18 protein-coding genes are annotated in these 25,700 nt (G+C 71.0%); 10 read left to right on the top strand and 8 right to left on the bottom strand.

Annotated features, from left to right (window positions below):
- The first annotated feature begins 31 nt into the window (after positions 1-31).
- The gene (locus tag ACWC24_RS31845; protein ID WP_450666364.1) at positions 32-1,168 is read left to right on the top strand and encodes a tryptophan dimethylallyltransferase family protein; all 1,137 of its coding nucleotides are present in this window, start codon (positions 32-34) and stop codon (positions 1,166-1,168) included.
- An 86-nt stretch (positions 1,169-1,254) separates the two neighbouring features.
- On the opposite strand, the gene ACWC24_RS31840 is transcribed toward ACWC24_RS31845, so the two are convergent.
- Positions 1,255-2,541 (bottom strand): flavin-containing monooxygenase, encoded by a 1,287-nt coding sequence (locus tag ACWC24_RS31840; RefSeq protein WP_450666363.1) that lies wholly within the window; start codon positions 2,539-2,541, stop codon positions 1,255-1,257.
- 336 nt (positions 2,542-2,877) lie between these two features.
- Between ACWC24_RS31840 and ACWC24_RS31835 the strand changes: the two genes are divergently transcribed.
- Genes ACWC24_RS31835 through ACWC24_RS31825 form a run of 3 tightly spaced genes read left to right on the top strand, consistent with a single transcriptional unit; the run spans position 2,878 to position 7,174 of the window.
- Positions 2,878-4,059, top strand: coding sequence for a tyrosine-type recombinase/integrase (locus ACWC24_RS31835; RefSeq protein ID WP_450666362.1), 1,182 nt, complete (start codon positions 2,878-2,880; stop codon positions 4,057-4,059).
- Positions 4,056-6,599 (top strand): tyrosine-type recombinase/integrase, encoded by a 2,544-nt coding sequence (locus ACWC24_RS31830; protein WP_450666361.1) that lies wholly within the window; start codon positions 4,056-4,058, stop codon positions 6,597-6,599. Before ACWC24_RS31835 ends, ACWC24_RS31830 begins: the two co-directional genes overlap by 4 nt.
- Positions 6,596-7,174 carry a DUF6262 family protein gene (locus ACWC24_RS31825; protein ID WP_450666360.1) on the top strand — a complete coding sequence of 193 codons (579 nt, stop codon included), beginning with the start codon at positions 6,596-6,598 and terminating at the stop codon, positions 7,172-7,174. Before ACWC24_RS31830 ends, ACWC24_RS31825 begins: the two co-directional genes overlap by 4 nt.
- Before the next feature lie 99 nt (positions 7,175-7,273).
- Here ACWC24_RS31825 and ACWC24_RS31820 read toward each other — a convergent pair whose 3' ends face one another.
- The 6 genes from ACWC24_RS31820 to ACWC24_RS31795 form a co-directional block, all read right to left on the bottom strand.
- Positions 7,274-8,128: a serine peptidase gene (locus ACWC24_RS31820; RefSeq protein ID WP_450666359.1), complete on the bottom strand. Its 855-nt coding sequence runs from the start codon at positions 8,126-8,128 to the stop codon at positions 7,274-7,276.
- A 4-nt stretch (positions 8,129-8,132) separates the two neighbouring features.
- Positions 8,133-12,473, bottom strand: coding sequence for an AAA family ATPase (locus ACWC24_RS31815; RefSeq protein WP_450666358.1), 4,341 nt, complete (start codon positions 12,471-12,473; stop codon positions 8,133-8,135).
- A gap of 279 nt (positions 12,474-12,752) precedes the next feature.
- Positions 12,753-13,034, bottom strand: coding sequence for a MazG-like family protein (locus tag ACWC24_RS31810; RefSeq protein ID WP_450666357.1), 282 nt, complete (start codon positions 13,032-13,034; stop codon positions 12,753-12,755).
- Between the two features lie 35 nt (positions 13,035-13,069).
- Positions 13,070-13,618, bottom strand: a complete 549-nt coding sequence (locus tag ACWC24_RS31805; RefSeq protein WP_450666356.1) for a DoxX family protein — start codon at positions 13,616-13,618, stop codon at positions 13,070-13,072.
- Positions 13,619-13,820: 202 nt separating this feature from the next.
- On the bottom strand, positions 13,821-14,543 hold the full coding sequence (locus ACWC24_RS31800) for an ABC transporter ATP-binding protein (protein ID WP_450666355.1): 723 nt from the start codon (positions 14,541-14,543) through the stop codon (positions 13,821-13,823).
- A gap of 118 nt (positions 14,544-14,661) precedes the next feature.
- A complete protein-coding gene (locus tag ACWC24_RS31795; RefSeq protein ID WP_450666354.1) occupies positions 14,662-16,119 on the bottom strand; it encodes an ABC transporter permease in 1,458 nt (485 codons plus the stop codon).
- A gap of 270 nt (positions 16,120-16,389) precedes the next feature.
- Here ACWC24_RS31795 and ACWC24_RS31790 point away from each other — a divergent pair, with 270 nt between their 5' ends.
- Positions 16,390-17,844 (top strand): D-alanyl-D-alanine carboxypeptidase family protein, encoded by a 1,455-nt coding sequence (locus ACWC24_RS31790; RefSeq protein ID WP_450666353.1) that lies wholly within the window; start codon positions 16,390-16,392, stop codon positions 17,842-17,844.
- Between the two features lie 481 nt (positions 17,845-18,325).
- Positions 18,326-19,981, top strand: coding sequence for an alkaline phosphatase D family protein (locus ACWC24_RS31785; protein ID WP_450666352.1), 1,656 nt, complete (start codon positions 18,326-18,328; stop codon positions 19,979-19,981).
- Here the strand turns inward: ACWC24_RS31785 and ACWC24_RS31780 are convergent.
- On the bottom strand, positions 19,968-21,041 hold the full coding sequence (locus ACWC24_RS31780; protein ID WP_450666351.1) for a Gfo/Idh/MocA family protein: 1,074 nt from the start codon (positions 21,039-21,041) through the stop codon (positions 19,968-19,970). The two genes, ACWC24_RS31785 and ACWC24_RS31780, sit on opposite strands and share 14 nt — an antisense overlap.
- A gap of 87 nt (positions 21,042-21,128) precedes the next feature.
- Here ACWC24_RS31780 and ACWC24_RS31775 point away from each other — a divergent pair, with 87 nt between their 5' ends.
- The 4 genes from ACWC24_RS31775 (at position 21,129) to ACWC24_RS31760 (ending at position 25,669) form a co-directional block, all read left to right on the top strand.
- Complete coding sequence (locus ACWC24_RS31775; protein ID WP_450666350.1) at positions 21,129-22,448, top strand: multidrug effflux MFS transporter; 1,320 nt, start codon at positions 21,129-21,131, stop codon at positions 22,446-22,448.
- A complete protein-coding gene (locus ACWC24_RS31770; protein WP_450666349.1) occupies positions 22,385-23,629 on the top strand; it encodes a serine hydrolase domain-containing protein in 1,245 nt (414 codons plus the stop codon). Before ACWC24_RS31775 ends, ACWC24_RS31770 begins: the two co-directional genes overlap by 64 nt.
- 12 nt (positions 23,630-23,641) lie before the next feature.
- Positions 23,642-24,673 (top strand): small ribosomal subunit Rsm22 family protein, encoded by a 1,032-nt coding sequence (locus tag ACWC24_RS31765; protein ID WP_450666348.1) that lies wholly within the window; start codon positions 23,642-23,644, stop codon positions 24,671-24,673.
- Between the two features lie 258 nt (positions 24,674-24,931).
- Positions 24,932-25,669, top strand: a complete 738-nt coding sequence (locus ACWC24_RS31760) for a bifunctional DNA primase/polymerase (RefSeq protein ID WP_450666347.1) — start codon at positions 24,932-24,934, stop codon at positions 25,667-25,669.
- The last annotated feature ends 31 nt before the right edge of the window (positions 25,670-25,700 follow it).

The raw sequence follows: 25,700 nt of genomic DNA, 5'->3' as shown, positions 1-25,700 counted from the left end.
GCGGGTATCTTCGTGTTCGCGGGGAGGTCCGGTGACCCGTCCCCCGAAGGGCTCCGGCGCTCCGAGCCTCGGAGCCTTCACCGCGGGCCAGTTGGCAAGGCTGTGCGACGTCGCGGGGCTCAGCGCCTCCGACGCGGAGATCTACGCGCGGATACTCCTGGAGATGCTGGGGCCCGTCGCCGAACGGCCGCTCAGCCTCCCGCCGCCCTCCGACAGTTTCCTCTCGGACGACCACACCCCGGTCGAGTTCTCGCTCGCCTTCCTGCCGGGCGCGCCCCCCGCCCTGCGCGTCCTGCTCGAACCGGGCGCGGGCGCCACGGATCCGGCGGAGGGCAGCCGGGCCGGTCTGCGGATCGTCCGCGCGATGGCACGGCGCTGGAACTTCGGCACCGACCGGCTGGACGACCTGGAGGACCTGTTCTTCCCGTCGTCCCCGCACGGCCCGTTCACCCTGTGGTGCGCGCTGGAGCTGCGGCCCGGCGGGGTGCCCAAGGTGAAGGTGTACCTGAATCCGGCGGCGTCCGGGAGGAACCGTTCCGCCGAGACGGTACGGGAGGCGCTGCGCCGGATCGGCCACCGGCGGGCGTTCGCCGTCCTGCCGCAGGCCGACGGATACCCCTTCTTCGCCCTGGACCTGGGGGACTGGGACGAGCCCCGGGCGAAGGTCTACCTCCGGCACGACCACCTGACGGCCGCACGAGCGGCGGACCTGTCCCGGATGCGTCCGGGGCCGGACGGAGGGACGGTGCGGGAGTTCTTCCAGGACGTCTCCGGATACGCCGACGTCACCGCCCCGCTCGGCGCCGGTCCGCTGCGGGCGGGCCGGCCCGGTCTGACCTGCCACGCCTTCACCGACCGGGCGGCCCGTACCCCCACCGGGTTCACCCTGCACATCCCGGTGCGGGACTACGTCCGTCACGACCGGGACGCCCTGGCGCGGGCGACGACCGTGCTGCGCCGACGGGGGATGGACCCCACCGCGCTGCGCCGGGCCCTGTCCGCCGTCACCTCGCGAGATCCCGAGGACGGCGTGGGGCTCGTCGCCTACCTGGCGCTGGCCCATCAGCAGGGCAGACCGCCACGGGTGACCGCGTACGTCTCCTCGGAGGCCTACCGGGTCCGGCCGCCGGTCCCGTCGGCGAGGGAGCGGGTGCCCGCCGTGGGATGACATCCGGCATGACCGAGGGCGTCGGCCCGTCCGGCCCGACGCCCTTCGGCTACGGCAGGGAATCCGTTCCCTGCCGTCGGGAGGCCCTAGAGGTCGCGCAGTTCCGCGAGGTAGGGGGCGACGTCCACCTGGATCGAGGAGCCCTCGGCATTGCCGTACCGCTCCGCGACGGCGCTCAGATACCCGTCGACCTCCTTGCGCATGACCTCCGCGGACGGCAGCACGGCCGCGCCCTCGACGAGCCGCGCGACCCACCGCGACTGCGCCTCCACGAGCCGGGTGACGGAGCCCACCGGGCGGACCAGACCGACGAAGTACAGGCCGGGACGGTCCGGCGCGACGACCCGCCGGTACAGCTCGACGGACCCTTTGGGGCCGACCGGGCAGCCCTCCGGCAGGAACGGGAACGACATGCGAAAGCCCGTGCAGTGCACGATCGCGTCGGCTTCCGCCGAGGTTCCGTCGGCGAAGCGGACCAGGCCGCCCTCGACGGACTCGATCGCCGGCTTCGGCCTCACCGCGCCGTGCCGGATCCGGCTGAGGATCTCGTCCGACAGGGTCACCGCCGAGGAGAAGATCGGGTGGTCGGGCTCGGGCAGCCCGTAGTCCGACAGCCTGCCCCGGGCGGTGTGCAGCGCCTTCTCGACGAACTCGCGCTGCTGCGCGAAGGACATCTCGGTGAACCACGGCGTCTCGGCCAACTCGTCGACGGAGATGCCGTACAACTGCTTCGGGACGACGTGCAGCCCGCGCCGGACCGACAGCATCGTGTGCGCGGCGTGCCGGGAGAGGTCGCAGGCGATGTCCACCGCGGACGCGCCGAGCCCGACGACGACCACGCGCCGGCCGGCGAAGTCCCGGGCGTCGTGGAAGTCGAGCGAGTGCAGGATCCGTCCGGTGAACGACTCGGAGCCGGGCGCCGGGTGCGGCAGGGCCGGCTCGGTGTTGTGACCGGAGGCGACGATCACCTGCGCGAACCGCCGCCGCGTCCGGACCCCGTCCGGGCCCCGGCTGACCACCGTCCACGCGCCCTCGGGCTCCTGGGCCACGGACAGCACCTCGACGCCCGTCTCGATCCGGTCCAGCACGCCCGCCCACTCCGCGAACGCGCGCAGATAGGCGGCGACCTCACTGTGCCGCGGATAGAGGGGATACGACGCGGGCATCGGGAAGTCCGCGTAACCGGTGAGCTGCTTGGCGGTGTTGAGGTGCAGCGACAGATAGCCGGGCCCGCGCTCCCCGGCCCCCGGCTGACGCCAGATGCCGCCGACGTCCGGGGCCCTGTCCAGACAGACGAAGTCGACCCCCCGCCGTGCGAGCGCGTGAGCCGTCGCCAGACCCGACAGACCCGCACCTATCACGCACACACTCACGGTTCCCCCAATGGGACAGACTGGACGGCTTGGCGCACGTGCAGTGACTGCCCATCGCCTCCGTCGGACACACGCGGCACATCCGTAACGAAGGCCACAGAAGGGAGGTTGTCAGCGTGGGAGCGAGCGGTCCGTGACCCGGGCCAGATGCCCGGCGAAGACCTCGCGGGCCTCGGGCGTCAGCGTGCGCAGGGCCACCAGGGCGGTGATCACGACGTCGCACAGCTCCGCCTCGACGTCGTCCCAGGTGTTATCTCTAGCAAGTCCTGAAGTTCAGTTACCTAAGTGACGTTTGCGCGTTCTCTACGTGACAGACAACTATCTTGGGGGACTTCAGTGACGTTAGCCGGACTCTCTTCCGAGCCCCGCGCCTACCGGGCCGAGAAGGCCATCGGGCCCGCCGATGAGGCAACCAGGTGGATCGTCGTCAGCAAGGACTACGAGATCCACCCTGAGGCGACCGCGTACCTGACCGCGCTGGCCTCTCAGGAAGACGCATCGGTCAATACCCTGCGCAGCTACGCAGGCCGGGTGGCGGTGTACCTGTCCTACTGTGCGGAGTTCGGCGTCTGCTGGTCGGCACCCACCGTCGTGCAGCTTGCTCAGTTCCTGCACTGGCTGGTCGACGTACCCCTGCCTACCAGGAGTCCGAGGATGCTTACCGAGCCCCGGCACCGCAGTAAGAAGACCGCGAACGCGATCATGACCACTACATGTCAGTTCCTCAGGTACTGCTGCCTGCACGGGTGGGTCGCCGCAGAATTGATCGCCCTACTGACCGAACCGAGGCTTCTCCACCACATGCCGGCCGGTTACAGCGCCGGTGAGGACGATCAGTACCGCACTGTGCGTGCACGGAAGCTGAAGTTCAAAGTCGCGGTCTCCGGCTACGAGTACCTGACCGACGAGCAGGTCCTCCGCATCATCGACCTCACGTGCCACGCTCGCGACCGGTTCCTGGTGACACTCCTGGCAGAAACGGGTGTGCGCATCGGGGAAGCCCTGGGTCTGCGGCGGGAGGACATGCATCTGCTGTCGAACTCGGCGACGCTCGGGTGCCACACGGTCGGTCCTCACATCCATGTGCGCCGTCGCCAGAACTCGAATGGAGCCCTGGCCAAGTCACGGCAGCCTCGATCGGTCCCCGTCAGCGACGGCCTGGTCGGTCTCTACGCCGACTACCAGTGGGAACGGGAGGCCGTGCCCGAGGCCGCGTCCTGCGACATGACGTTCGTCAACCTGTTCCGTGGGCCTCTGGGCTCGCCAATGAAGTACCAAGCCACGTACGACCTGTTCGCGCGGCTTGCCAAACGGGCGGGCTTCGCCACACGGCCGCACATGTTCCGGCACTCGGCCGCGACGCGGTGGATTCGCCAGGGCAAGCAGCGTCATGTGGTCCAGGACCTGCTCGGGCATGTCAGCGAGCAGTCGATGGAGATCTACCTGCACGCCAGCGACCAGGAAAAACGGGACGCTGTGACGGCGGTCTCGGAGATGCGAAGGGCCGCACAGCGGTGAACGGCAGGGCCAACCTGGCAAGGAACGTGGGCGTCGCGGCTCTGCCGGCTGATGATCACCTGCTTCGGTCCTGGAACGCCTGGCTTCAGGACGCCGTCAACATGAACTGGAGGCCCGGTGAATGGCACCCTCATGATCTGCTGTTCGTCGGAGACCCGGACAACTCGCTCACTGGATCACGACGCTGCCGCCATCCTCTCTGCGACTCCCCGACCGAGGGGCCGACGTACTGCGGAAGCTGCAACATCGATTACCGCGCGTCCAAACTGACGGAAACAGAGTTCGACCAGACCTTTGTCCCGCGACGCAACCGGAGGTTCCACGCCAGGCCTGAGCGGTGCGTTGTCCCTGCTTGCGGACGCGACAGGATCAAAGGGCAGCTCTGCCACAGCCACTACTCGGTCTGGCGCAGCCATGTACGCAGGACTTACGGCCACGATGCCAGGATCAGCCGTTACGCGGCTGAGCGTGAGGCATGGGCAACCGCACAAGAGCCGTTCCCCGGGCTGCCTCTGTGCGCGGTCCGAGGGTGTCGAAGCGAGGAGAGCCTTCCGACGCACCTCTGCTATGCACACCGCAACTTGTGGGCGGCGTACGCCCGCGAGAGCGGCCGGAACAGCAGCGAGGACCTGGCCAAGTGGACCGAGACCCGGGTGCCTTTCCTCCTCCAGAACGAGTTCAGCCTCGTTCCTCTTGAGGAGACGACGCGCCTTGAGCTGCTCTACGCCCTCCAGAAGAGGGACGTGCGGGGCCAGGTTCTCCGCCCGACTCAGGTCAGGAAGGTCGTCAAGCTGTTCGCCGGCATCTCCTCTGTGGCTCTCGCGGTTGGCGCCACGCCTGGCCCCTCCGACACCACATGCACGGCGACTCAGTCTCTGATCAAGGAGGTCAAGCGAGACATCGCCAGGGGCCTCGACGCGTACCGCGGTATCGACGAGACCGCCAAACCGGTGTGGGACCTGCGAGCGCTCGATACCCCTCTACCAGCACGCACGCGGACCGGGTTCCGCGTGCGTGAGGGCGAGATCGACTTCAACCCCATCCTCCAGCCATGGCTAAGGGAAGTAGCCATGCACTGGGCTCGCACGACGAGTCCGGGGTCCTCGGCTCTTCGTGACCGGCTCCTGGCCTGCACGATCGCCGCTCAGGCCCTCGCTACCCGGCGTGCTGGTTCCGACCCAGCCGGACTGGGTTTCGCGGACATGACGGCGGTCGTCAACGAGTTCAGGGTGTCCGTTCGCAGGGACGGGAAGCCCCGCAGCAACGACTCCCGGGCCCGGCTACTGAAGCTCTTCACGGAGCTCCTGGAATTCGGCCGAATCGAAGGAGTCCTTGATGATCTCTCTCCTCGGTTCGTTCTCCATACGAACGAGCACCGCATCAAGCGGGACAAAGTTGATGAGGACAACATCGGAAAGGCCGTCCCCGAGTTGGTCGTTGCTCAGCTCGACAAGCACCTCGACCTCATCGGTGTGGGGATGACCTACGGCAGCATGCCGACGGACTGTATCCGGGCCATGTTCCGCACGGTCTACGTGCTGCTGAGAGACACCGGACGCCGCCCCAACGAGATCGGCGCTCTCGGCCTGAGCTGCCTGGAGTACGACGGCGGTGAGTACCAGCTGATCTGGGACAACACCAAGGCAGGTAGGCTCCGGCGACGCCTCCCCCTGGACAGCGACACCGTCAGCGCGGTGAAAGAGTGGACATCGGTCCGAGAGCGACTCGACCTGCCTTCTCGTGCCCTCCCCTTCCTGTTCCCGGCGATCACCGACAACGCCGCCACCGGCCACCTGACCACCGGGAACATCGGCGCCGCCATCCGGACATGGGCCGATTCAATCCCGGAGATCCACTCCGAAGAACTCGGCCCGGACGGCACACCATTGCCTTTCGACCGATCGCTGATTTACCCGTACGCCTTCCGCCACACCTTCTGCCAGCGATACGCCGACGCCGGTATGCCGCAGCACGTCCTCCAGGATCTGATGGATCACAAATCCGCTGATACCACCGCTGCTTACTACAAAGTGAGCATCAAGATGAAGCGGGAGGCCATCAACACCATCAAGAGCCTGACCACCGACCGCTTCGGCAATCCTGCTCCGATGCGATCGAGCACGGCGTACGAGATGCGGTCGGTGGCAGTGGCGTTCGGGAACTGCATCGAGCCCACCAACGTGAAGGCCGGCGGGAAGGCGTGCCCCATTCGGTTCCAGTGCGCTGGCTGCGGCTCCTACCGCCCTGATCCGTCCTATCTGCCCGCTGTTGAGGAACACGTACGTGCCTTGAAGGCGGACCGTGAGGTCGCTGCCGCCGCGGGAGCAGCCGAGTTCGTCATCCGGAACCTGGACGACCAGATCACCGCGTTTCAGGCCGTCCGTGAGAATCAGAAGGAGAAACTGGCTTCGATGCCCGATGAGATGCGACACGAGGTCGAGGAGGCCAGCAAGGTTCTGCGAAAGCTCCGTGCTGGAGCCTCGAAGGGTGCTGTGAGCCTGGGCATGCCCGCACTCGGTCCTCCGGAGGTGGTCGCATGACGAAGGAGCCGCGTACGCCAGCTCAGGTGCTCCTTGAATCCCGGCAGAAGGCCAGCCGGGAGAAAAGGGCCAAGGTGCTCGCCGTGGTGGACACGATGAAAGCCGATGGCGACCCGATCACGTTCCTCGCAGTCGCCAAGCGGGCTGGCGTCTCAAACTGGCTTGTCTACGCCGAGGGGGTCCGCGAGCACATCGAGGCCGCTCGTGCGGGCCAGGCGATAGCTGGAGCCCGGAAACGCAAGGAAGGTTCGACACCCAGCGCCGCGAGCCTGGCCACCGACCTTGAGTTCGCGCGTGCTCAGGTCCGGGCGCTCACCGAAGAACGGGACCGGCTCCGGGCTGCTGTGCAGCGCGGTCTCGGCGAGCAGGTCAACCTCCTCATGTCCAAGGACTTGGTAGCCCGTGTTCAGGAACTGACCGTGGCAAACCAGCAACTCGCCGCAGCTTTGGAGCAGGCCGAAGCTGACCGAAAGGGTCTCCTGGCCGAACTGGCCGAAGCTCAAGATGACTTGGCTGCAGCTCGGACGGCCCTGCGGAACATGATGCGAGATCAGAATCGCGACGCATCGCAATAGACACCGATGTCGACCTTGAACCTATCCCAGAGGGAGATGAGCTCGTGAACATCTGATACGTATGGAAGACGAGAGACGATCTACCAACGACCGGAGCTCTCAGGAAAGGTACGACGCTAGCGCGGACGCCGTCAGGCCGCAATTCAAGTAACTACCCATAGTGTGGAAGTCGACGGCGGCGATGTGCGCCTCGTGGTGGCTATCCACCGCAAAACGGTCGCCGAGGCGGCGGGGGACAGCGACCAGATCTCCCGGGTCGGCGATGTTCACCCAGCGCGCCAGGCTTGGCGGCCTGCTGCCCCTGCCGCCGGTCGGCGCGGGTTCCAGCGCGTCGAAGACCCCGCCCGGCAGCCCAAGTGGCGAGCCGAGGGTCACGAGCAGTTCGACCCCAGGCAACGCATGGGCGTGCAGGGCCTCGTAGGCGACGATTGAGCCGAGGGAGTGGGCGACGACAACCCGGGCTCCCGATGCCCGGACCACGTCGGCGACCACCCCACGGGCCGCGTTACGACGCTTGGGCGAGGTCAGGTACGTGTACACCTCGGGCAGCAGGGCGACGGCGATCCTCGCCAGCACCTTGCTTGGCATGCCACGCCGACTCGCGAACCAGGAGAGGGCTTGGCGGACCGGCATCGTGCCCCAGGCTTGGCCGTCGTCCGGTTCCGGCGGTAGGCCCGCCGCGCTCAGCCAGGCCAGCAGGAGATCCTGTTCACCGGGTCCGAGACCGTCCATGTTGTCGTCCGGCGGGGCCTGGGACTCGGCGTCGTTGAGTAGGTCTGCGTAGTACGCGGCGTGCACACGCGGTGGCGGCACATGGCCGAGCCCGGCTGCCGTGTAGCCTGCGGCGAGCCGCGCTGACCAGTCGTCGGCGAGTGCGGCGGCGGCCTCGGCTGGGGGCGCGTCGGGCATCCAGTTCCGTACGCCGTGCACCATCACCACGTCGTGTCGCGGCACTGCGTCATCCTTTCGTCTGCTGTCCGGTGGCCCAGCTGAAGTACGTGATACGGGCCCCGTAAGCGGCGAGCACTCCGGCGCCGGACACCGCCAACGGACCGTATTGTCCGGCGACTTGGACCTCGCCGAGCAAATCCGGCCCTTCGAATGGTGCCCAGACACGGATAGCTCCGTCGTACGAGGTGGTCACCACGTGGAACGACGAGCCCCGGGCCACCGTGTGGAGCGCGAGGACATCCTCTTCATCGCCGGTGCGGAACGAGAACACTTCGCGCTCGCTGACGGCGTCGTGCCCGGTGACGAGGCCGTCGGAGAACGCCGAGACCACGACGGGACGGTGGTCGTGCAAGCCGAGGGCGAGTGCGCTCGGCACCAACAGTTCCTCCCTGATGTCCCCGCCCCGGACCGTGAACTCCCGTCCGCGCCGTCCGTCGTGGACGGCCAGTTCGCCGTCCCATCGCCCGAGAGCGACCAGGCTGGAGTCGCCGACGTCACCCGCCGCGTACGCGGTGACGCTAGTGTCTCGGATCCGGCGCACGCACTCGGGCTCGGCGATATCGGCGAGGGCCAGGCCGGTGGAATCGAGGCCGCACAGGGTGCCCCTGCCTCGATAGCGAATCCAGCGCAGACTCTGGAGCTCGGACGGCCAGCGCCAGGTGCGGCGCGTGCGGCCGTCCGTCAGGCCGATGAGGCGCGCAGCGCCATGCATCTCGCTCAGGACGGCCACCGGTTCACCGTCCAGCACTCCCGCTGTCGCGGACAGGGCCTGGGGGTGGCGCCCGGAGTAAACGCATAGTCCGTCCTCGGTGTCCCAGGTGTGCAGCGTCCCGTCGTCGCTCAGGCTTAGCGCCAGCTGCCTTCCTTCGTGGCCGACGAGGGCGACGGACACCACGTCGGCATCGTGCCCTTCCCACGTGGACAGCTGCTGGTCGGGGGCAATCCAGGTAAGGACGGCTGCTTGATGGCGGCAGGTCTCCGCGACGGCGTAGAGGCGAGGGCCGTCCGCGGTCAGGGCACGCAGGCTCGCCCCGTCCGGGCAGGCGGGTGCGTGCGATGTCGTGCCCCTCGGTGTGCGGATCTCTACGCGTCCGAGACGTCCGATTGCCGTGTGCTCCTCCCCATTAATGTCGAGCAGGGTTACCGGTTGCGCAATGCCGCCGGAGGCGGGCAGGTCGTCGATGCGGCCATCGTCCAAGTTCAGCATCCGCACGCCGTCATCCGCGCAGGCCACGACGTTGCGTGCGCGGCCGTTGCGATTGGGTGTGACGCTGTGGATGCGGGACGTGTTCACAGCGCGGCTGCGGTGGCCGCCGCCGTCGGCGTCCCAGAGTTCGACGGTACCGGCCGAGGTGCCCACGATCACGGCGGGCGTCCCGTCGAATTCGGCGAGGGCGATATCCGTGCACTCCAGCGCCGATTCCATCACGTGAGGATCGTCGATCGGGTCAATGTCGTCGACGGGTTCGGGCAACCCGTCCGCCTCCAGGCCTGCGAGCCAGGTGTCCTGAAGGTCGGCGGTCCACAGGTGGGTGCCGTCGACGGAGTACACCATGACGTCCCGAATGGTGCACGCGGCCACCACCCAGGCGCCACGCAGGGTGCCGATCGCGATGCCAGTCACCCTGTGCGGCAACTCAACAGCCCAGTGCGGTCGTTCGCCTCCCATATGCCACAGTGCGAGGTTCCCGGACGCGGTGCCGACCGCCACCGACACGATGTCGTCGATCGTGCTGGCCGCGAGCGCGGTGATGTCGCTGTCGAACGACTGCAGAGTGACCAGTACTCCGCCGGTTCCGGCGTCCCTGATCTGGACCGCGCCGCCCGCGTACGCCACGACGGCGACAGGTCCCTCCTCCGTCCCGGCGAAGACCGCGTGCTCGGGGTAACGGAGGTCGCTTTCGCTCAACTCCCTTGTTTGGGATCCCCATTGGAGGGTCAGCACGTCGCGCGGCCTGACCTGGGTGCGCAGCGCGTCGAGCCCCTGGAGCAGCCATTCCTCCTGCCAGGCAACGGCGTTGGTGCGGAGCCACTCCCAGCGCACCCAGGGATCGTCCTGAGGATCCAGCGCCGAGGCGACGAGCTCGGCGACCTGCCGGGCCCGCAGGGACCGCGCGTTACCCAACTGTGCACGCAGCGCGGTGGGATCGCCATGGACCAGGAATCCGGGCGATTTGAGAAGGCTATCGAACTGACCTGCTGAGACGGCGTGTTGAGCAGCGTGCCGCAGTACGTAGGGCAGGGCGAGGTCCCAAGCCGGTTCGCCGCGCTCGTCACGACCCGGAACCGAACGGCGTACGGCTTCGTAGAGCCGCTGACGGTCCGCGTCGTCGGCCTGCGTCAGGTGGTCGGTCAGGCTCTGGTGGAAGAACCGGTACAGACGGCGCCCGTCAGTATCCGTGGCCGTGCGCACATAGAATGAGGCCGCCTCAATGGCGTCCCGGGCGTCGCTGAGGCTCGGCGGCGTCCCCGGTGGCGCGGTGAGGGCTGCGGCCACCGTGTGGATGATCTCCAATGGCATGCCCTGGCCGAGGCCGTGGGCGACGGCGGACAGGACCGAGCGGATGGCGGGCCGTGCGCGGGTCAGCACGCCGAGATGCAGGTCGAGCATGCCGGGCAGCTCGTCCGGCACCCGTCGGACCGCCTCGGCCGCTGTCAGCGGTCTGTCGTACTCGGCAAGGTAGTGCGCGAAGAGCGAGGCGAGCAGGAACCCGCCCTTGTGCTGCACCGCGACGAACCGTCGGGCGACCGCGCGAGCCAACTCTCCGCGCGCCGTGGACGTGCCCGGGCCGCTGTATGCAGGAACTTCCTCCAGAAGGTCCGACAGGTAGTCGCCCAGTTCCCTCTCGCGTACCTCGGCGGGCGCGTCGTCGAGGTTTATGGAGAGCAAAGAGCGTATGCCCGGTTGGAGTTCGGGAAACCGGTCCCACCAAGGGCGTACGCCTATGACGACTTTGCACACCGGGGCACCGTGTGGGTCTCGGGGCGCGCGGGCTAGCGGCAGCAGGACCGTGCGCAGCAGCTCTTTGTCGAGGGACGCCTCGTCGAGGGCGTCGACAACCACGACCGCGGGCTGCTGGGCGGGGGCCGGCTGACGCAGTCGCTCCAGGAGCACATTGGTGGTCCAGCCGCGGTGCGGTGCGTCGTCGAACCCCAACTGGCGGGCTATGGAGGTGAGTACGGCTGCCGGATCGCGCTGCCTTGCGTGCACGGCAGCGAACCTGGGACACCGCTCGACGCGCAACTCGCTCGGCACAACGGAGCGGATCGGCCCGGACACCTCGCGCAGCTGTTCGTGTGCCAGGCAGGTGAGCACGCCGAGCAGCGCCGACTTTCCTGAGCCGGGGCTGCCAGTCACCACTGTCAGTGTGGGCGCCTTCTCGTCCTCCAGCCAGGCTTTGAGCTGGGCGAGTTGGAGTCGACGCCCGGTGAAGAAGCAACGGCGGGTGACATTCTGCTGGTGTGGGGTGCCCGAGGCGCGGGAGACGAAGTGGACGACGTCGAGCCCCGGGTCGACGGCGGAGGCGAATTGCCACAGTCCGTTCTCCACGTGTTGCCGGTAGCGGCCGGCGGCCGTCTCGCGGAAGGCCGGGTTCTGCAGAAATGGCGGTACCGGGCTGTCAGCCTCCGGGTGGGCCGTGCGCAGAACTCGCTGCGGGGCCCGGCCCTCGGCCTGCAGGAGACGCGCCAGTTCCCGATCGATCTCCCGCGCGAATGTCTCCACCGGCACATGTCGCACACCGGGCGACAGGTCGAGCCAGCCCGCCTTGAGGCGGGCCAAGACGGTGCCGGTGGCCCGCGAGAAGGATGCCCCGTACGCTTTCTCGTCCTCGGCGCATGCTGCGATGACCCAGGCGCGGCGCCGGTCCACGGACAGGTGGTGCAGCCACTGCTGCATCGTGGCTCGGCCCGCCCCGCATACGTCGAGTAGAAGCAGTACCGGTGGCCCGTCCTCGGTGTTCTCCACCTGCTTCAGCCATCGATCCACGTCAACGGCTGTGAACGCCAGATCCCGAGGCCTGGTATCCCGAGCGGCAAGGTACAGCTCGTTGTCTGTCGCCCCTTTGACGCCATGGCCGAGGAAGTGGACGATCAGCCCCGAGCGGGCCCGGGCGGACACCTCGAAGGCGTCGCGCCACGACTGTTCCAACGCCGCGTACGACAGGTCGATCCGCGGGCCTTCGCCGTACAGAGTGATACCGGGATGGCCGCCGAGCGCTTGGGCGACACCTGCGGTGGCTCCCGGTATGAAGGCGAGGGGATGCAGCGGCCCCGGCCCCAGCGGATCCCGTGAAGTCGCGTTATCTGCCTCGAAGTTGCCCATTCCGACGACGAGCGCTGTGACCACGGCTCCTCCCCCTGACTTGCCTGAACCGAGTGTAGAAGAGGGGCGCTTACGGCATGACACGTGCCCTTGTAGCGTGGTCCAGGGGCGTCCCGCCCAGTAACTCGACGCTCAAGCTGCAATGTGCCGAACGCGGCGTAACCTCCCACCACAAGCGCTGTAGATCAGCCGGGGGTTGAGCCAGATGACACCCTTGCCCCCGCACGCGCCGCCTCACTCGCAAGTTAATGAGCCTGCTATCCCTGCCCAGGAGCACGCGGTGCTGGGCTTGGGGCGCCAGAACTAGACGTACCTCACGTGACTGACAGCCGCAAAGATCTCTGATCTGCACACATATGCAAATGACCCCAGATAACAGGTGTGGGTGACGCCCTTGCGCGGGTTCTGGCCGGTCGCGCCGATCACCGCCTGGGCGACCTCGCCGACCTCCTCCGACAGTTTGAGGATGCGCAGCAGCAGCCCTTCCCGGCCGCCGGACGGGCGGCCGGCCTCCAGCCAGGCCCACAGGCCGTCGACGGCGGCCCAGAGATCCGCGGGGGCGGCGGGGGAGTCCTGATCGTTCATGCGGGCAGCCTGCCACGGCCCCCGGCGCCCGGGAACTACTCCTCGAAGAGCGCCTGCTGCTCGCCCTCCGCCCGCCTGCGCACCCGCGCGTTGCGCGCGCCCACGACCAGCGCGGTCAGCGCGGCCGTCGCGCCGAGCGCCATCGGCACCATCCACTTCTGGTCGAAGACGTGCCCGAAGGCGTGGTCCAGGGAGAGCCGGCCCGGCCCGGCGACCGCCAGACCGGTGGCGGCCAGGCCCAGGCTCGCCGCGTACTCGTAGCCGCCCTCCTGCGCGAAGAACCCGTTCGGGGCGTGCACCGCGGACGCCCCGGCCATGGCGCCGGCCGCCGCCGCGCCCGCCGCCGGTGTCGCGAGCCCCAGGGCCAGCAGCGTGCCGCCGCCCGTCTCCGCGAGACCGGCCGCCAGCGCGCTCGTCCTGCCGGGCGCGTACCCGACGGACTCCATGAAATGGCCGGTCCCTTCCAGCCCGTGGCCGCCGAACCAGCCGAACAGCTTCTGCGCGCCGTGCGCGGCCAGCACCCCTCCGGTACCCAGCCGGAGCAGCAGCAGGCCCAGATCTCGTCGGTCGTAGCAGCAGGTCACGAGGACTCCCCAGAGTCGACAGCGGGAACGGATCCCACCCCCTCTTCCGGTGTCCACCGTCGCACCGCCGCCCCCGCGGCGGCTCGTCCGGGCCGCCGTTCGGGTGGCGCGGACGAGCCGCGAGGGGCCGCCCACCGCCGGGCAGCCGGCTGACGCCGACCGGATGCCCGGCAGGTGGGCGGCCCCGTCGGCCGCCGCGGGCTCAGTACGCCTGGGCGCCGGGCGCCTGCTGCGCGTACTGGCGTGCGCCGGCCTGCTCGGTCAGGGTGATCAGGCCGGACTTGATGGTGGCCAGCCGCGGCGCGCGGCGGGCGATCGAGGAGTCGTGGGTGACCATGACGAAGGTCAGCCCGTACTCGTGCCACAGGCCCTCCAGCAGGCCCATGATGTCGTCGCGGGTGCCCTCGTCGAGGTTGCCGGTGGGCTCGTCGGCGAGCAGCACCTTCGGCTTCTTCACCAGCGCTCGGGCGATGGCCACCCGCTGCTGCTGGCCGCCGGACAGTTCGGTCGGGACATGGCCGAGCCGCTCCCCGAGGCCGACCGAGCGCAGCGCCTCGGCCGCCCGCTCGCGCCGCTCGGCGGGCTTGACGCCCAGCGGGACGAGCGCGGTCTCGACGTTCTCCTGCGCGGTCAGCGTCGGGATCAGGTTGAACGCCTGGAAGATGATGCCGATCTTCTCGGCGCGCAGCCGGGTCAGCTTGGCCTCGCTGATGGTGGCGAGGTCCACACCGTCCAGTTCGACGCTGCCCGCGGAGGGGCGGTCCAGGCCGCCGATCATCTGGAGCAGCGTCGACTTGCCGCCGCCGGTGGGGCCCTGGATGACGAGTTGGTCGCCGTCCTCGATCGTGAGGTCGACGCCGCGCAGCGCCTCCACCGTCTCCTTGCCCCGGGTGTAGCGCTTGGTGACGCCGGTCAGTCTGTACATCGGTGCTCCGTGAGTTGAGGAGGACAAAGGGGAGGAAAGGAAGGGGAGAGGGGGGAAGGAAGGTGGGGCGCCGCCTCCCGGGGGGAAGGGTGAGGCGACGCCCCGGTATCGGGGGGTGTTACGAGACGCTGCGCAGCGCGTCGGCCGGACGCATCCGGGAGGCACGCCAGCCGCCCATCGCACCGGCGATCAGACCGCCGGCGACCGCGAGGCCCACCGCGAGCGCGATGGTGGTCGCCGACACGGGCGCGGACAGGGCGATCTCCATCGTGTTCTGGGCCGCCTGCTGGCCGGGGCCGCCGCCGCCCGGACCGCCGCCCATGCCGCCACCGCCGCCGGTGCTGCCGAGCTGGGCGGTCAGCTTCGGGCTGATCGCGGTGACCGTGTACGCGGCCGCCAGACCCAGGCCGATGCCCAGCGCGCCGCCGAGCAGACCGTTGACCATGGACTCGCCGACCACCTGCCGGGTCACCCGGCGGCTCGGCCAGCCGAGCGCCTTCAGGGTGCCGAACTCGCGCACCCGGCGCGACACGGCCGAGGAGGTCAGCAGCGCGGCCACCAGGAACGCGGCGGCCAGCACCGCGATCGACAGCCACTTGCCGACGCTGGTCGCCAGGTTCGAGGCGGTGGACAGGGAGCCCGAGACGGTCTCGGCGAGGTCGGCGGAGGTGGTGACCGTCGTACCCGAGATGTTCTTCTGGATGGTCGCCTTGACCGTGTCGATCTGCTGCGAGTCGGTCGCCTTGACGTAGATCGTGGTGACCTTGTTCTTGGCGTCACCGAGCGTCTGGGCCTGCTTCAGGGGCAGGTAGACGTCCGTGGTGGAGTCGCTGCTGTCGGGCGTCGCGATGCCGATGACCGTGTACTTGGTGCCGGAGATCTTGAAGGTCGAGCCGACCTTGTACTTGCTCTCCTTGGCGTACGACTTGCTGACCACGGCGACCTTGGCGTTCGTCTGCGCGGCGGTGAAGGTCCTGCCGGAGGTGATCTTCGACGTGGACAGCGGGCCCAGGTCCTGGTTCGTGACGTCGACGCCGCCGACCGAGTACGAGTTCACGTCGAACGAGGCGCCGCCGCCCTGCACCTGCGGCATGCTGCCACCGCTGCCGCCACCGGGGCCGCCCTGGTTGCTCTGCCCGCTGGTGGAGCTCTTGGCCTTGCCCTGGGTGAAGGAACCGTCGACCTTGACGACGTTCAGGCTGAGCGCGCCGACCGCGCCGGCCACGCCCTTCTGCGCGGCGACCTTGGTCACGAGCGAGGACGCCAGGGCCTGACCGCCCTGCGTCATCACGCGGTCCGAGCTCTGCGTGGAGTCGTCGTCCTCGGACTTCGCGTCGAACTGGAAGTTCGGCTTCCCCGAACTGCCGCCGGTGGGCGCCGTACGGGCCTTGGTGACCGTCATGTCGGTGCCGAGGCCGTAGAGCGACTGCAGGACCTTGTCCTGGGCCTGGGTCATGCCGGCCGACACCGAGTTCACGGTGATGACCAGGGCGATACCGAGCGCCAGACCCAGTGCGATGACCAGAGCCGCCTTCTTGCGCCGGCTCAGCTCGCGCTTGAGATAGATGCCAAACATCCCGTTCCTCGAGGTTCTCGGCGCCCGCTGTGGGCGCGGCCACAAGCTAGGAAGAAACCTTTGAGTCCCCCTGAGTAAGGGATGTGTGAGAACTGAGAATGTGCGGCCCGGAATCAAAGTTCCGTAAGACAGCTCATTCCTAAGCTGTGATGGGCCTGTTGCCAGGAAACCCCTGTTCAATGGCCCGGCCGAGGTCTCGTCGGCGGACTTGGCAGGCTCATGAGGGGACCCGCCGTACGGCGTCGCGCACGCGCTTTGTACGGTCCCGGAGTGAGTGAATCCTCTCGGCTGTCCCGGCGCTCCCTGCTCGCCCTCGCAGCGGCCGCCCCGCTGGCCGCCGGCCTGCCCGCGTCCGCGTCCGCGTCCCCCTCCGCCACGAAGGGCGCGACCTCCACCCCGACCCCCGCGATCGGCACGGCCGCCACGGTGATCGGCGGTGAGCGGCTGGGGCGGCCCGACGTCCAGGTCAGCGGCGCCGGCGGGCTGCCCGGAAAGCTCTCCGCCCACTCCTGGCTGGTCGCCGACCACGACACCGGCGAGGTGCTGGCCTCCTACCGCGCGCACCAGCGCCTGGCCCCCGCGTCCACGCTGAAGATGCTGTTCGCCGACACCGTCCTGCCGAAGTTCGAACGGACCGAGCGCTACAAGGTCACCGACGCCGACCTGGTCGGCATACCCTCGGGCTCCAGCCTCGTCGGCATCAAGCCCGGAATCACCTACACCGTCGAGCAGTTGTGGCAGGGCGTCTTCCTGCGCTCGGGCAACGACGCGGTGCACGTGCTCTCGCTGATGAACGGCGGGCCGGCGCGCACGGTCGCCGAGATGCAGGCCAGGGCCGTGGACCTGCAGGCCCTGGACACGCATGTGGTCAGCCCGGACGGCTTCGACCACAAGGGGCAGTTGTCGTCGGCGTACGACCTCACCCTCTTCGCCCGGCACGGGCTCCAGAACGCCGACTTCCGCGCGTACTGCGGGACGCGGACGGCAGATTTCCCCGCGGGCGGGAAGAAGACGTTCCAGATCCAGAACACCGACCGTCTGCTGTCGGGCGCGTACGGGGTGAAGACGTACCCGGGCCTGATAGGCGTGAAGAACGGCTACACCAGCCACGCGGGCAACACCTTCACCGGCGCCGCCACCCGCGACGGCCGCACCCTGATCGTCACCGTGATGCATCCCGAGAGCGGCTACAACTCCGTCTACGAGGAGACGGCCGCGCTGCTCGACTGGGGCTTCGCGAAGGGCGGTTCGGCGCGTGCGGTGGGCACCCTGGTGAAGCCGCTGAGCGAGGGCGGGGCGAGCGCGTCGCCGTCGGGGAAGGCGGCGCGGGCGGCGGCCGGCGCGCCGGGCGAGGCGGGCGCGGCGGCGGGCCACACCTCGTCGTGGCGGCTGGTCGAGGGCGGCGCGGCCTCGCTCGCGCTGGTGGCGGGCGGGGCGTACGCGCTGCGCCGGCGTCTGGCGAAACGCGCGGGCCGGCACACGGCAGCCGACGCCGGGGGCGAGGCGGTCCGGGCACCGGGCGGCACCGGGCCCGAGACGCCCGGGAGCGCCGTGCCCGAGAGCGCCGTACCCGACGGCGTGGTGCCCGAGGCGCCGGAGAGCCGGGCGGCCGGGGTGCCGGGCAGTGGTGCCGACGAGGTGCCGGACGGCGATACGGCCGGGGTGCGCGACAGCGGTGGGTCCGGGGCCGACGCCCGTGAAGTGCCCGGGGCGGACGCGCGCTGACGTGCCCAAGGCGGACGCGCGCTGACGTGCGCGGGGCCGAAGCGCGCCGACGTGCGCGGGTTTCGGGGCGGTCGCGGGTGCGGCACGCGGTCCGGGGCGCGGACGACCCGCACGGGCCCCGGACCGCGCCGGCGTACGCGGCAGCCGTTCCACGGATCGGTGCGTGCCCCGCGGTCCCGCGCGAGGCCCACCCCCACCCGACGCCGTGGAACGGCTGCCGCCTCCCCCCGTCGGTGTGGTCGGCGGAACCGGATTACGTCATATGTGAAGCTCTTGTGCAGGGGAGTTGAGCATAAGCCCGTCACCGGCCCGCAATGCTCGGACGGTCGAACTCCGCTTGTGCAGGTTGAGGAGTTGACGATTCGCGCCCCGCGCCCGGCCGCGCCCCGGTGTCTGCCGTCCGGGTGGTGCGCGGCCGACGGGCGCGTGTCGGGTGCGGCCGGTTCCCCGCTTCCTCCCTCAACTGTCCGGGGAGGAAAAGATGACCATCGCAACGCCCTCGTCGCATCGGGCACCCCCGCGGCACACGCCCGGTTTCCGGGCCGCCGCCCGCCGTCTCGACCGCCGCCGCTTCCTCGGTGTCTCCGGCGCGGCGCTGGCGCTCGCCTTCGCCGCAGACCTCCCCGCGGCCGGGGTGGCCGCCGCCGCGGAGCTGGACGCGGCGCGGATCGACGCCTACCCCTTCACCCTCGGCATCGCCTCCGGCGACCCGCTGCCCGGCTCGGTCCTGCTGTGGACCCGGCTGGCACCCGCCCCGTACCAGCCCGACGGCGGACTGCCCGCCCAGCGCGTCGACGTCGAATGGGAGTTGGCCCGCGACGAGGGCTTCGCCGCCGTCGTCCGGCGGGGGACGGCCGTCGCGCATCCCGAGTTCCGGCACACCGTGCACGTCGAGGCCGACGGTCTGGAACCCGGCCGCGTCTACCACTACCGCTTCCGCGTGGGCGGCTGGCTCAGCGAGACCGGCCGCACCCGGACCGCACCCGCCGAGGGCAGTGCCGTGTCGTCGCTGAGCATCGCGGCCGTCGCCTGCCAGGCCTACCACGACGGGTACTTCACCGCCTGCCGGCACCTCGCCGAGGACGACGTCGACGTGGTCTTCCACCTCGGCGACTACCTCTACGAGTACGCCGTCGACGCGACCGGTGGCGCCCGCGCCTACACCGACCGCCGCCTCCCCGCGCTGTTCGCGCACGAGGCCGTGTCGCTGGAGGACTACCGGCTGCGCTACGCCCTCTACAAGACCGACCCCGACCTGCGGGCGGCCCACGCGGCGCACCCCTTCGTCGTCGCCTTCGACGACCACGAGACCGAGAACGACTACGCGGGCGACGTCCCCGAGAACGGGGTCTCCCCGGCGGAGTTCCTGCTGCGCCGCGCCGCCTCCTACCGCGCCTACTGGGAGCACCAGCCGCTGCGCGCACCGCAGTTGCCCGTGGGACCGGACATGCGGCTGTACCGGCGGCTGCGGTGGGGTCGGCTCGCCCAGTTCGACGTGCTCGACACCCGCCAGTACCGCTCCGACCAGGCCTACGGCGACGTCCCGCACGCGCCGGGGCCGCAGAGCGAGAACCCGGCACGCACCATGACCGGCGCGGCCCAGGAGCGGTGGCTGCTCGACGGCTGGCGGGACTCGGCCGCGCTGTGGAACGTCGTGGCGCAGCAGGTCTGCTTCTCCCGGCAGCGGCTGGGGACCGGCCCGGCCGCGAAGGTCTCCATGGACGCCTGGGACGGCTACCCGGCCGCCCGCCGCCGGGTCCTGGACGGCGTCAAGGCGGCGGGCGTCGAGAACCTGATGGTGCTCACCGGCGATGTGCACGTCGGCTACGGCTTCGACATCAAGGACGACTTCGACGACCCGGCCTCCCGCACGCTCGGCACCGAGATCGTGGCCACGTCGATCGCCAGCGGCGGGGACGGCGTCCCGCGGCCCGGGAACTGGGCCGCGCGCATGGCGGCCAACCCGCACCTGCGGTTCTACGACGGGCGGCGCGGCTACGCCCGGATCGCGCTGGGGCAGCGGCTGGCCCGCGCCGACTTCAGGGCCGTGCCGTACGTGACGACGCCCGGCGCGCCGATCGCGACGGCCGGGTCCTTCGTCACGGAGGTGGGGGCCCCGGGCCTCAGACCGGCATGAGCGGACCGGTTCCGGCCGGGCCGGCGGACTCGGCCGCGCCGGGTCCGCCGGTCTCGCCGGTCTCGCCGGGGTAGCGGACCCCGATGCGGTCGCGGATCGCGTCGAGCGTGCGCATCACGGCGAGGGTGCCGTCGAGCGGGACCAGCGGGGACTCGGTCTCGCCCGCCCGCAGGGCCCGCATGACCTCCTTCGCCTCGTGCCGCAGGCTGGTGCGGGGGCCGTCGGCCGGGTCGGCGGCGAACCCCTCGGGGGCGCGGCCGTCGCGGTGCAGGACGAAGCGGTCCGGGTGGAAGAAGCCGTCCGGGATGTCGATACGGCCGGCGGAGCCGGTGACCGAGGCCGTGGTGCCGGTACCGCCCACCACGGAGCAGTGCACCGAAGCAAGAGCGCCGCTCTCCCATGAGAGCAGTGCTCCGGTCTGGAGGTCGACGCCCTCGTCCGAGAGCACCGCTCTCGCCGCGATGTCCGACGGCTCCCCGAGCAGCAGCTGCGCGAACGACACCGGGTACACCCCGAGGTCCAGCAGCGCGCCCCCGCCCTGCGCCGGGTCGCGCAGCCGGTGCGACGGCGGGAAGGGGCCCGCGAGCCCGAAGTCGGCCTGCACCGTGCGCACCTCGCCGATCGCGCCGTCCTCGACCAGCGCCTTCAGCCGCCGCACCAGCGGATTGCAGTACATCCACATCGCTTCCATCAGGAAGCTCCCGCGCTCACGGGCCAGCGCGACCAGTTCCCGCGCCTCGCCCGCGTTCAGCGTGAACGCCTTCTCGCACAGCACGTTGCGCCCGGCCTCCAGGCAGAGGCCGGCCGCCGCCCGGTGGGCCGCGTGCGGGGTGGCGACGTAGACGACATCGATGTCCGCGTCCTGCGCGAGCGCCTCCCACTCGCCGTACGCCCGCGGTATCCCGAACCGCTCGGCGAACGCCTCCGCCGACGCCCGGGTCCGCGACGCCACCGCCACCACCTGCGCGTCCGGCAGGTCCACCAGGTCCGCGGTGAACGCCGCCGCGATCCCGCCGGTGGCCAGGACCCCCCAGCGCACCGTGTCTTCCGTCACCGTCATGCGGCCCCCACCCTCGCTCATGTGGCCTTCGGCAGTCTGTACGAGCTGAGAGCATAGGCGGCGGATCACTCGGAGAGGGAGGGGCGCATGTCCGAGCGCACCGCGGGGACACCCGGCCTGGAGCACGGCGCCGAGTCTGCGGCGACGGCGACGGCGACAGGCGGCCGGGCCGCGCGCCGTACCGGTCTCCTGGTCGTCCTCGTCCTCGGCGCGCTGACAGCGACACCCCCGCTGGCGATGGACATGTACCTGCCCGCCCTGCCGGAGGTCACCCGCGCCCTGCACGCACCCGCCGCGACCGTCCAGCTCACGCTCACCGCCTGCCTGGCGGGCATGGCGCTCGGACAGCTCGTCGTCGGCCCGATGAGCGACCGCTGGGGCCGCAGGCGTCCGCTGCTCGCCGGACTCGCGGTCTACGTCGTCGCCACCGCACTGTGCGCGCTGGCGCCCGACGTGGAGCTCCTGGTCGCCTTCCGGCTGGCGCAGGGGCTCGCGGGCGCCGCCGGCATCGTGATCGCGCGGGCGGTCGTGCGCGACCTGTACGACGGCGTGGCCATGGCCCGCTTCTTCTCCACGCTCATGCTGGTCTCCGGCGTCGCCCCGATCGTCGCGCCGCTCGTCGGCGGGCAGATCCTGCGGGTGACCGACTGGCGCGGCGTCTTCGTCCTGCTGACGGGCGTGAGCGTCGTGCTGGCGGCGGTGGTCTGGGCGAGACTGCCCGAGACCCTGCCCCCCGCGCGGCGGCACGGCGGCGGGGTCGGCGAGGCGCTGCGCGCCATGCGCGGACTGCTCGCCGACCGTGCCTTCGCCGGGTACATGCTCACCGGCGGCTTCGCCTTCGCCGCGCTGTTCGCCTACATCTCGGCGTCGCCGTTCGTGGTGCAGGAGATCTACGGCGCCTCCCCGCAGACCTACAGCCTGCTGTTCGGCCTGAACTCCGTGGGACTGATCGTCGTCGGCCAGGTCAACGGCAGGGTGCTGGTCGGCCGGGTCCGCCTGGACCGGGTGCTGGCCGCGGGCCTCGCGGTCGTGGTCCTCGCCGCGACCGCCCTGCTGCTGATGGCGACCGGCGCGTTCGGCGAGGTGGGCCTGGTCCCGGTCGCCGCCGGGCTGTTCGTGCTGATGTCCGCGATGAGCCTCGTCCTGCCCAACGCCCAGACCCTCGCCCTGATGCGCGTGCGGCACGCCGCGGGCGCCGCCTCCGCCCTGCTCGGCACGACCTCCTTCCTCGTCGGGGCGATCGCCTCACCGCTGGTCGGCGTCGCGGGCGAGCACACCGCCGTCCCCATGGCGTTCGTCCAGCTGACGGCCGCACTGGTGGCGGTGGCCTGCTTCGTGGGACTGTGCCGACCCTGGCACGCACGTGCGATCACGCACGAGGCCGAGAGACCCGGGGAGGGCAACTGAGCGCGCCGAGACTGCGCATCGACACACCGGAGCGCGCCGGGCTGGACGCCCGCGAACTGAGCCGCCTCGTCCGCGAGGTGCGCGAGCTCACCGTGGGGGAGCGCCCCTGGGCGGCGGGCATCGTCGTGGTGGCCGGACGCGGCCCGGTGATCGCCGTGGCGGAGGCCGCGGGCTGGGCGGTGCGCCACACCTCGTACGACCCGGGGACGGACACCGGGGTGGAGGCGCCGCCCGGGGCCCGGGTGCCGGCGACCGTCGACACGCCCTTCGATCTGGCCTCCCTGACCAAGCTGTTCACCTCGGTCGCCGCGGTGCAGCAGATCGAGCGGGGCACCCTCGGCATCGACGCCCTGGTGGGCGCGTATCTGCCGGACTTCCGCGCCGCCGCCGAACACGGCATCACCGTACGGCAGTTGCTCACCCACACCTCCGGGCTGCGTCCCGAACTCCCGCTGTACGACTGCGCGGACGACACCGAGCGGCTGGCGCGGCTGCGGGCGGAGGCGCCGGTGGGCGCGCCCGGCGCCTACCGTTACTCCGACCTGAACATGCTGCTGCTCCAGCACGTCCTGGAACGGGTCGGCGGCCGAGGCCTCGACGTGCTCGTCCGCGACGGCATCACCCGCCCGCTGGGCATGACGGCCACCGGCTACGGCCCCTGCCCGGGCGCGGCGGCCACCGAGGACCAGCGGCGCCCGTGGGCCAAGGCGGACCGGGGGATGCTGCGGGGCACGGTCCACGACGAGAACGCCTGGGCGCTGGGCGGGGTGGCCGGCCACGCGGGCCTGTTCTCCACCGGGCGCGACCTGGCCGTGTTCTGCCGCACGCTGCTGGCCGGCGGCTCGTACGGGGCCGCCCGCATCCTCGGTCCGGACTTCGTGGAGCTCCTGCTGACCGCGCCGGGCCTCGGCTTCGCCCTGGACCAGCCGTGGTTCATGGGGGAGCTGGCGGGCCGGGGAGCGGCGGGCCACACCGGCTTCACGGGGACGTCGCTGGTCCTGGACCGGGCCACGGACACCTTCCTGGTGCTGCTGGCCAACACGGTCCACCCGAGGAGACGCCCGGCGGACAGCGGACCGCGCGCGGCGGCCGCCACCCGGCTGGCCCGCGCGGTGCGCGGGGGCCCGGGGCAGCGGCAGGCGGCCGGGTCCCCGGCCGGTCCGGGGCCGTCCGGGACCTGAGAGAATCGGTGGGTGAACGTCCCCGCAGCCCCGGCCGAGACCCTCCGCGGCGCCCTTGCCGCCCTCCTCGACGGGCTTCCGCCCAGGCAGGCCTCGGGAGCCGTGGAGCGGCTCATCGCCAACTACCGGGGGGTCACCCCCACCGACGCGCCGATCCTGCGGGACCGCGCGGACGTCGCCGCGTACGCGGCGTACCGGATGCCGGCCACCTTCGAGGCGGTACGGGCCGCGCTGGAGGCGTTCGCCGACGCCGTGCCCGGCTGGGCACCGGGCAGCCACGTCGACGTCGGCGGTGGCACCGGCGCGGCGACCTGGGCCGTCAGCGCGACCTGGGACGGGGTCCGGCCGGTGACCGTGCTGGACTGGGCCGAGCCCGCGCTCGCCCTGGGCCGCGAGATCGCCGCGGCCAACCCCGCCCTGCGGGACGCCCATTGGCAGCGCTCTCGGATCGGAGCGGCGCTCACCATCGAGAGCACCGATCTCGTCACGGTGTCGTACGTGCTCGGCGAACTCACCGAGGCCGACCGCGCGTCCGTCGTCGACGCGGCCGCGGCCGCCGCCGGGAGCGTCGTGATCATCGAGCCCGGCACCCCCGACGGCTACGCCCGCGTCCTCGCCGCCCGCGACCGCCTGGTCGCCGCCGGCTTCCGGATCGCCGCGCCCTGCCCGCACTCCGCCGCCTGCCCCATCGTCCCCGGCACGGACTGGTGCCACTTCTCGGCCCGGGTCAGCCGCTCCTCGCTGCACCGCCAGGTCAAGGGCGGTTCCCTCCCGTACGAGGACGAGAAGTTCAGCTACGTCGCCGCCACCCGCCTCCCGGCGGCCCCGGCCCCCGCCCGGGTGGTCCGGCGCCCGCAGATCCGCAAGGGCCAGGTCCTGCTCGACCTGTGCGAGGCCGACGAACAACTGCGCCGTACGACGGTCACCAAACGCCACGGCGACCTGTACAGGGCCGCGCGCGACGCGGACTGGGGCGACGCCTGGCCGCCGTACGGCGAGGATGACAGGGGTGCCGGGGACGCCGGGGACGACGCGACCGACTGAGGCCGCCCGGAGCCACCCGGGCGAGTCGACCGGCCCGCGCTCCGACGGCGGGCGAGGCAGGCGCGGCGGGCGTGCGACGCGGGCGTGCGAGGCGCGAAAGTTAACGATCCGGGTGTCGATCTGCCGCCTGTAACCCCTCGTAACCCCTATGCCCCCCCTCGTCACCACCTGCCCCGATCGGGGGCACTGGCTCCCTGATGGGCAGGATGGTGGGACGATGAGGCATGCTGGCCGCACGACAGCGAGGCGAGGCGATAGATGAGCGCGGAGAACGGTGGCAGTACCCGCCGCCAGGGCAGACTCACCCGGTGGCTGCGTGGACGCCGTCCGAAGGAGACCGCCGACACCGGCGGCCGTGAGGCCCTGCTGGTGGCCACCGCCCGGGCGGGACTGCCCCTCGCGCCCGCCGCGTACCCGGCGCCGGGCTACCGGTGCTCCTGCGACCGCGTCGGCTGTCCCACGCCCGCCCGGCACCCCGTGTCGTTCGCGTGGCAGACGCAGTCCACGACCGACAGCGCCCAGATCGAGCGCTGGGCCCGGCACCAGCCGCAGGCCAACTTCATCACCGCGACCGGCGTGGTGCACGACGTCCTCGACGTGCCCCTGGAAGCGGGCGCCGAGGCGCTGGAGAGCTTGCTTTCCGCCGGTGTGGAGGTCGGCCCGGTCGCCGAGAGCGACGACGGGCGCATGCTCTTCTTCACCCTCACCCGCGGCACCCCCGAGGACGAGGACGAGTGGTGGCCGTGCGAGCTGGACTGCCATCCCGAGACGGCGGACGAGCACCCGGGCATGCGCTGGCACTGCCGGGGCTCCTACGTCCTGGTGCCGCCGGCCCGGCTGCCCGGGGACGACGGACAGCAGGTGCGCTGGCTGCGCGGCCCGGAGTACCGGCTGCCGGACCCGCTGACCCTGCTGGAGGCGCTCACCGACGCCTGCTCCCGCCATGCCGGCACCCAGTCCGACCACGCCGCCTCGGCCTGGCCCCTGCGCCACTGAGGACGGCCCCCGGCGCCACCGCGGCCACCTT

Source organism: Streptomyces sp. NPDC001443 (assembly GCF_053597355.1).
The sequence above is the reverse complement of the archived record's forward strand: the minus strand, read 5'-3'. Positions and strand labels throughout refer to the sequence as shown.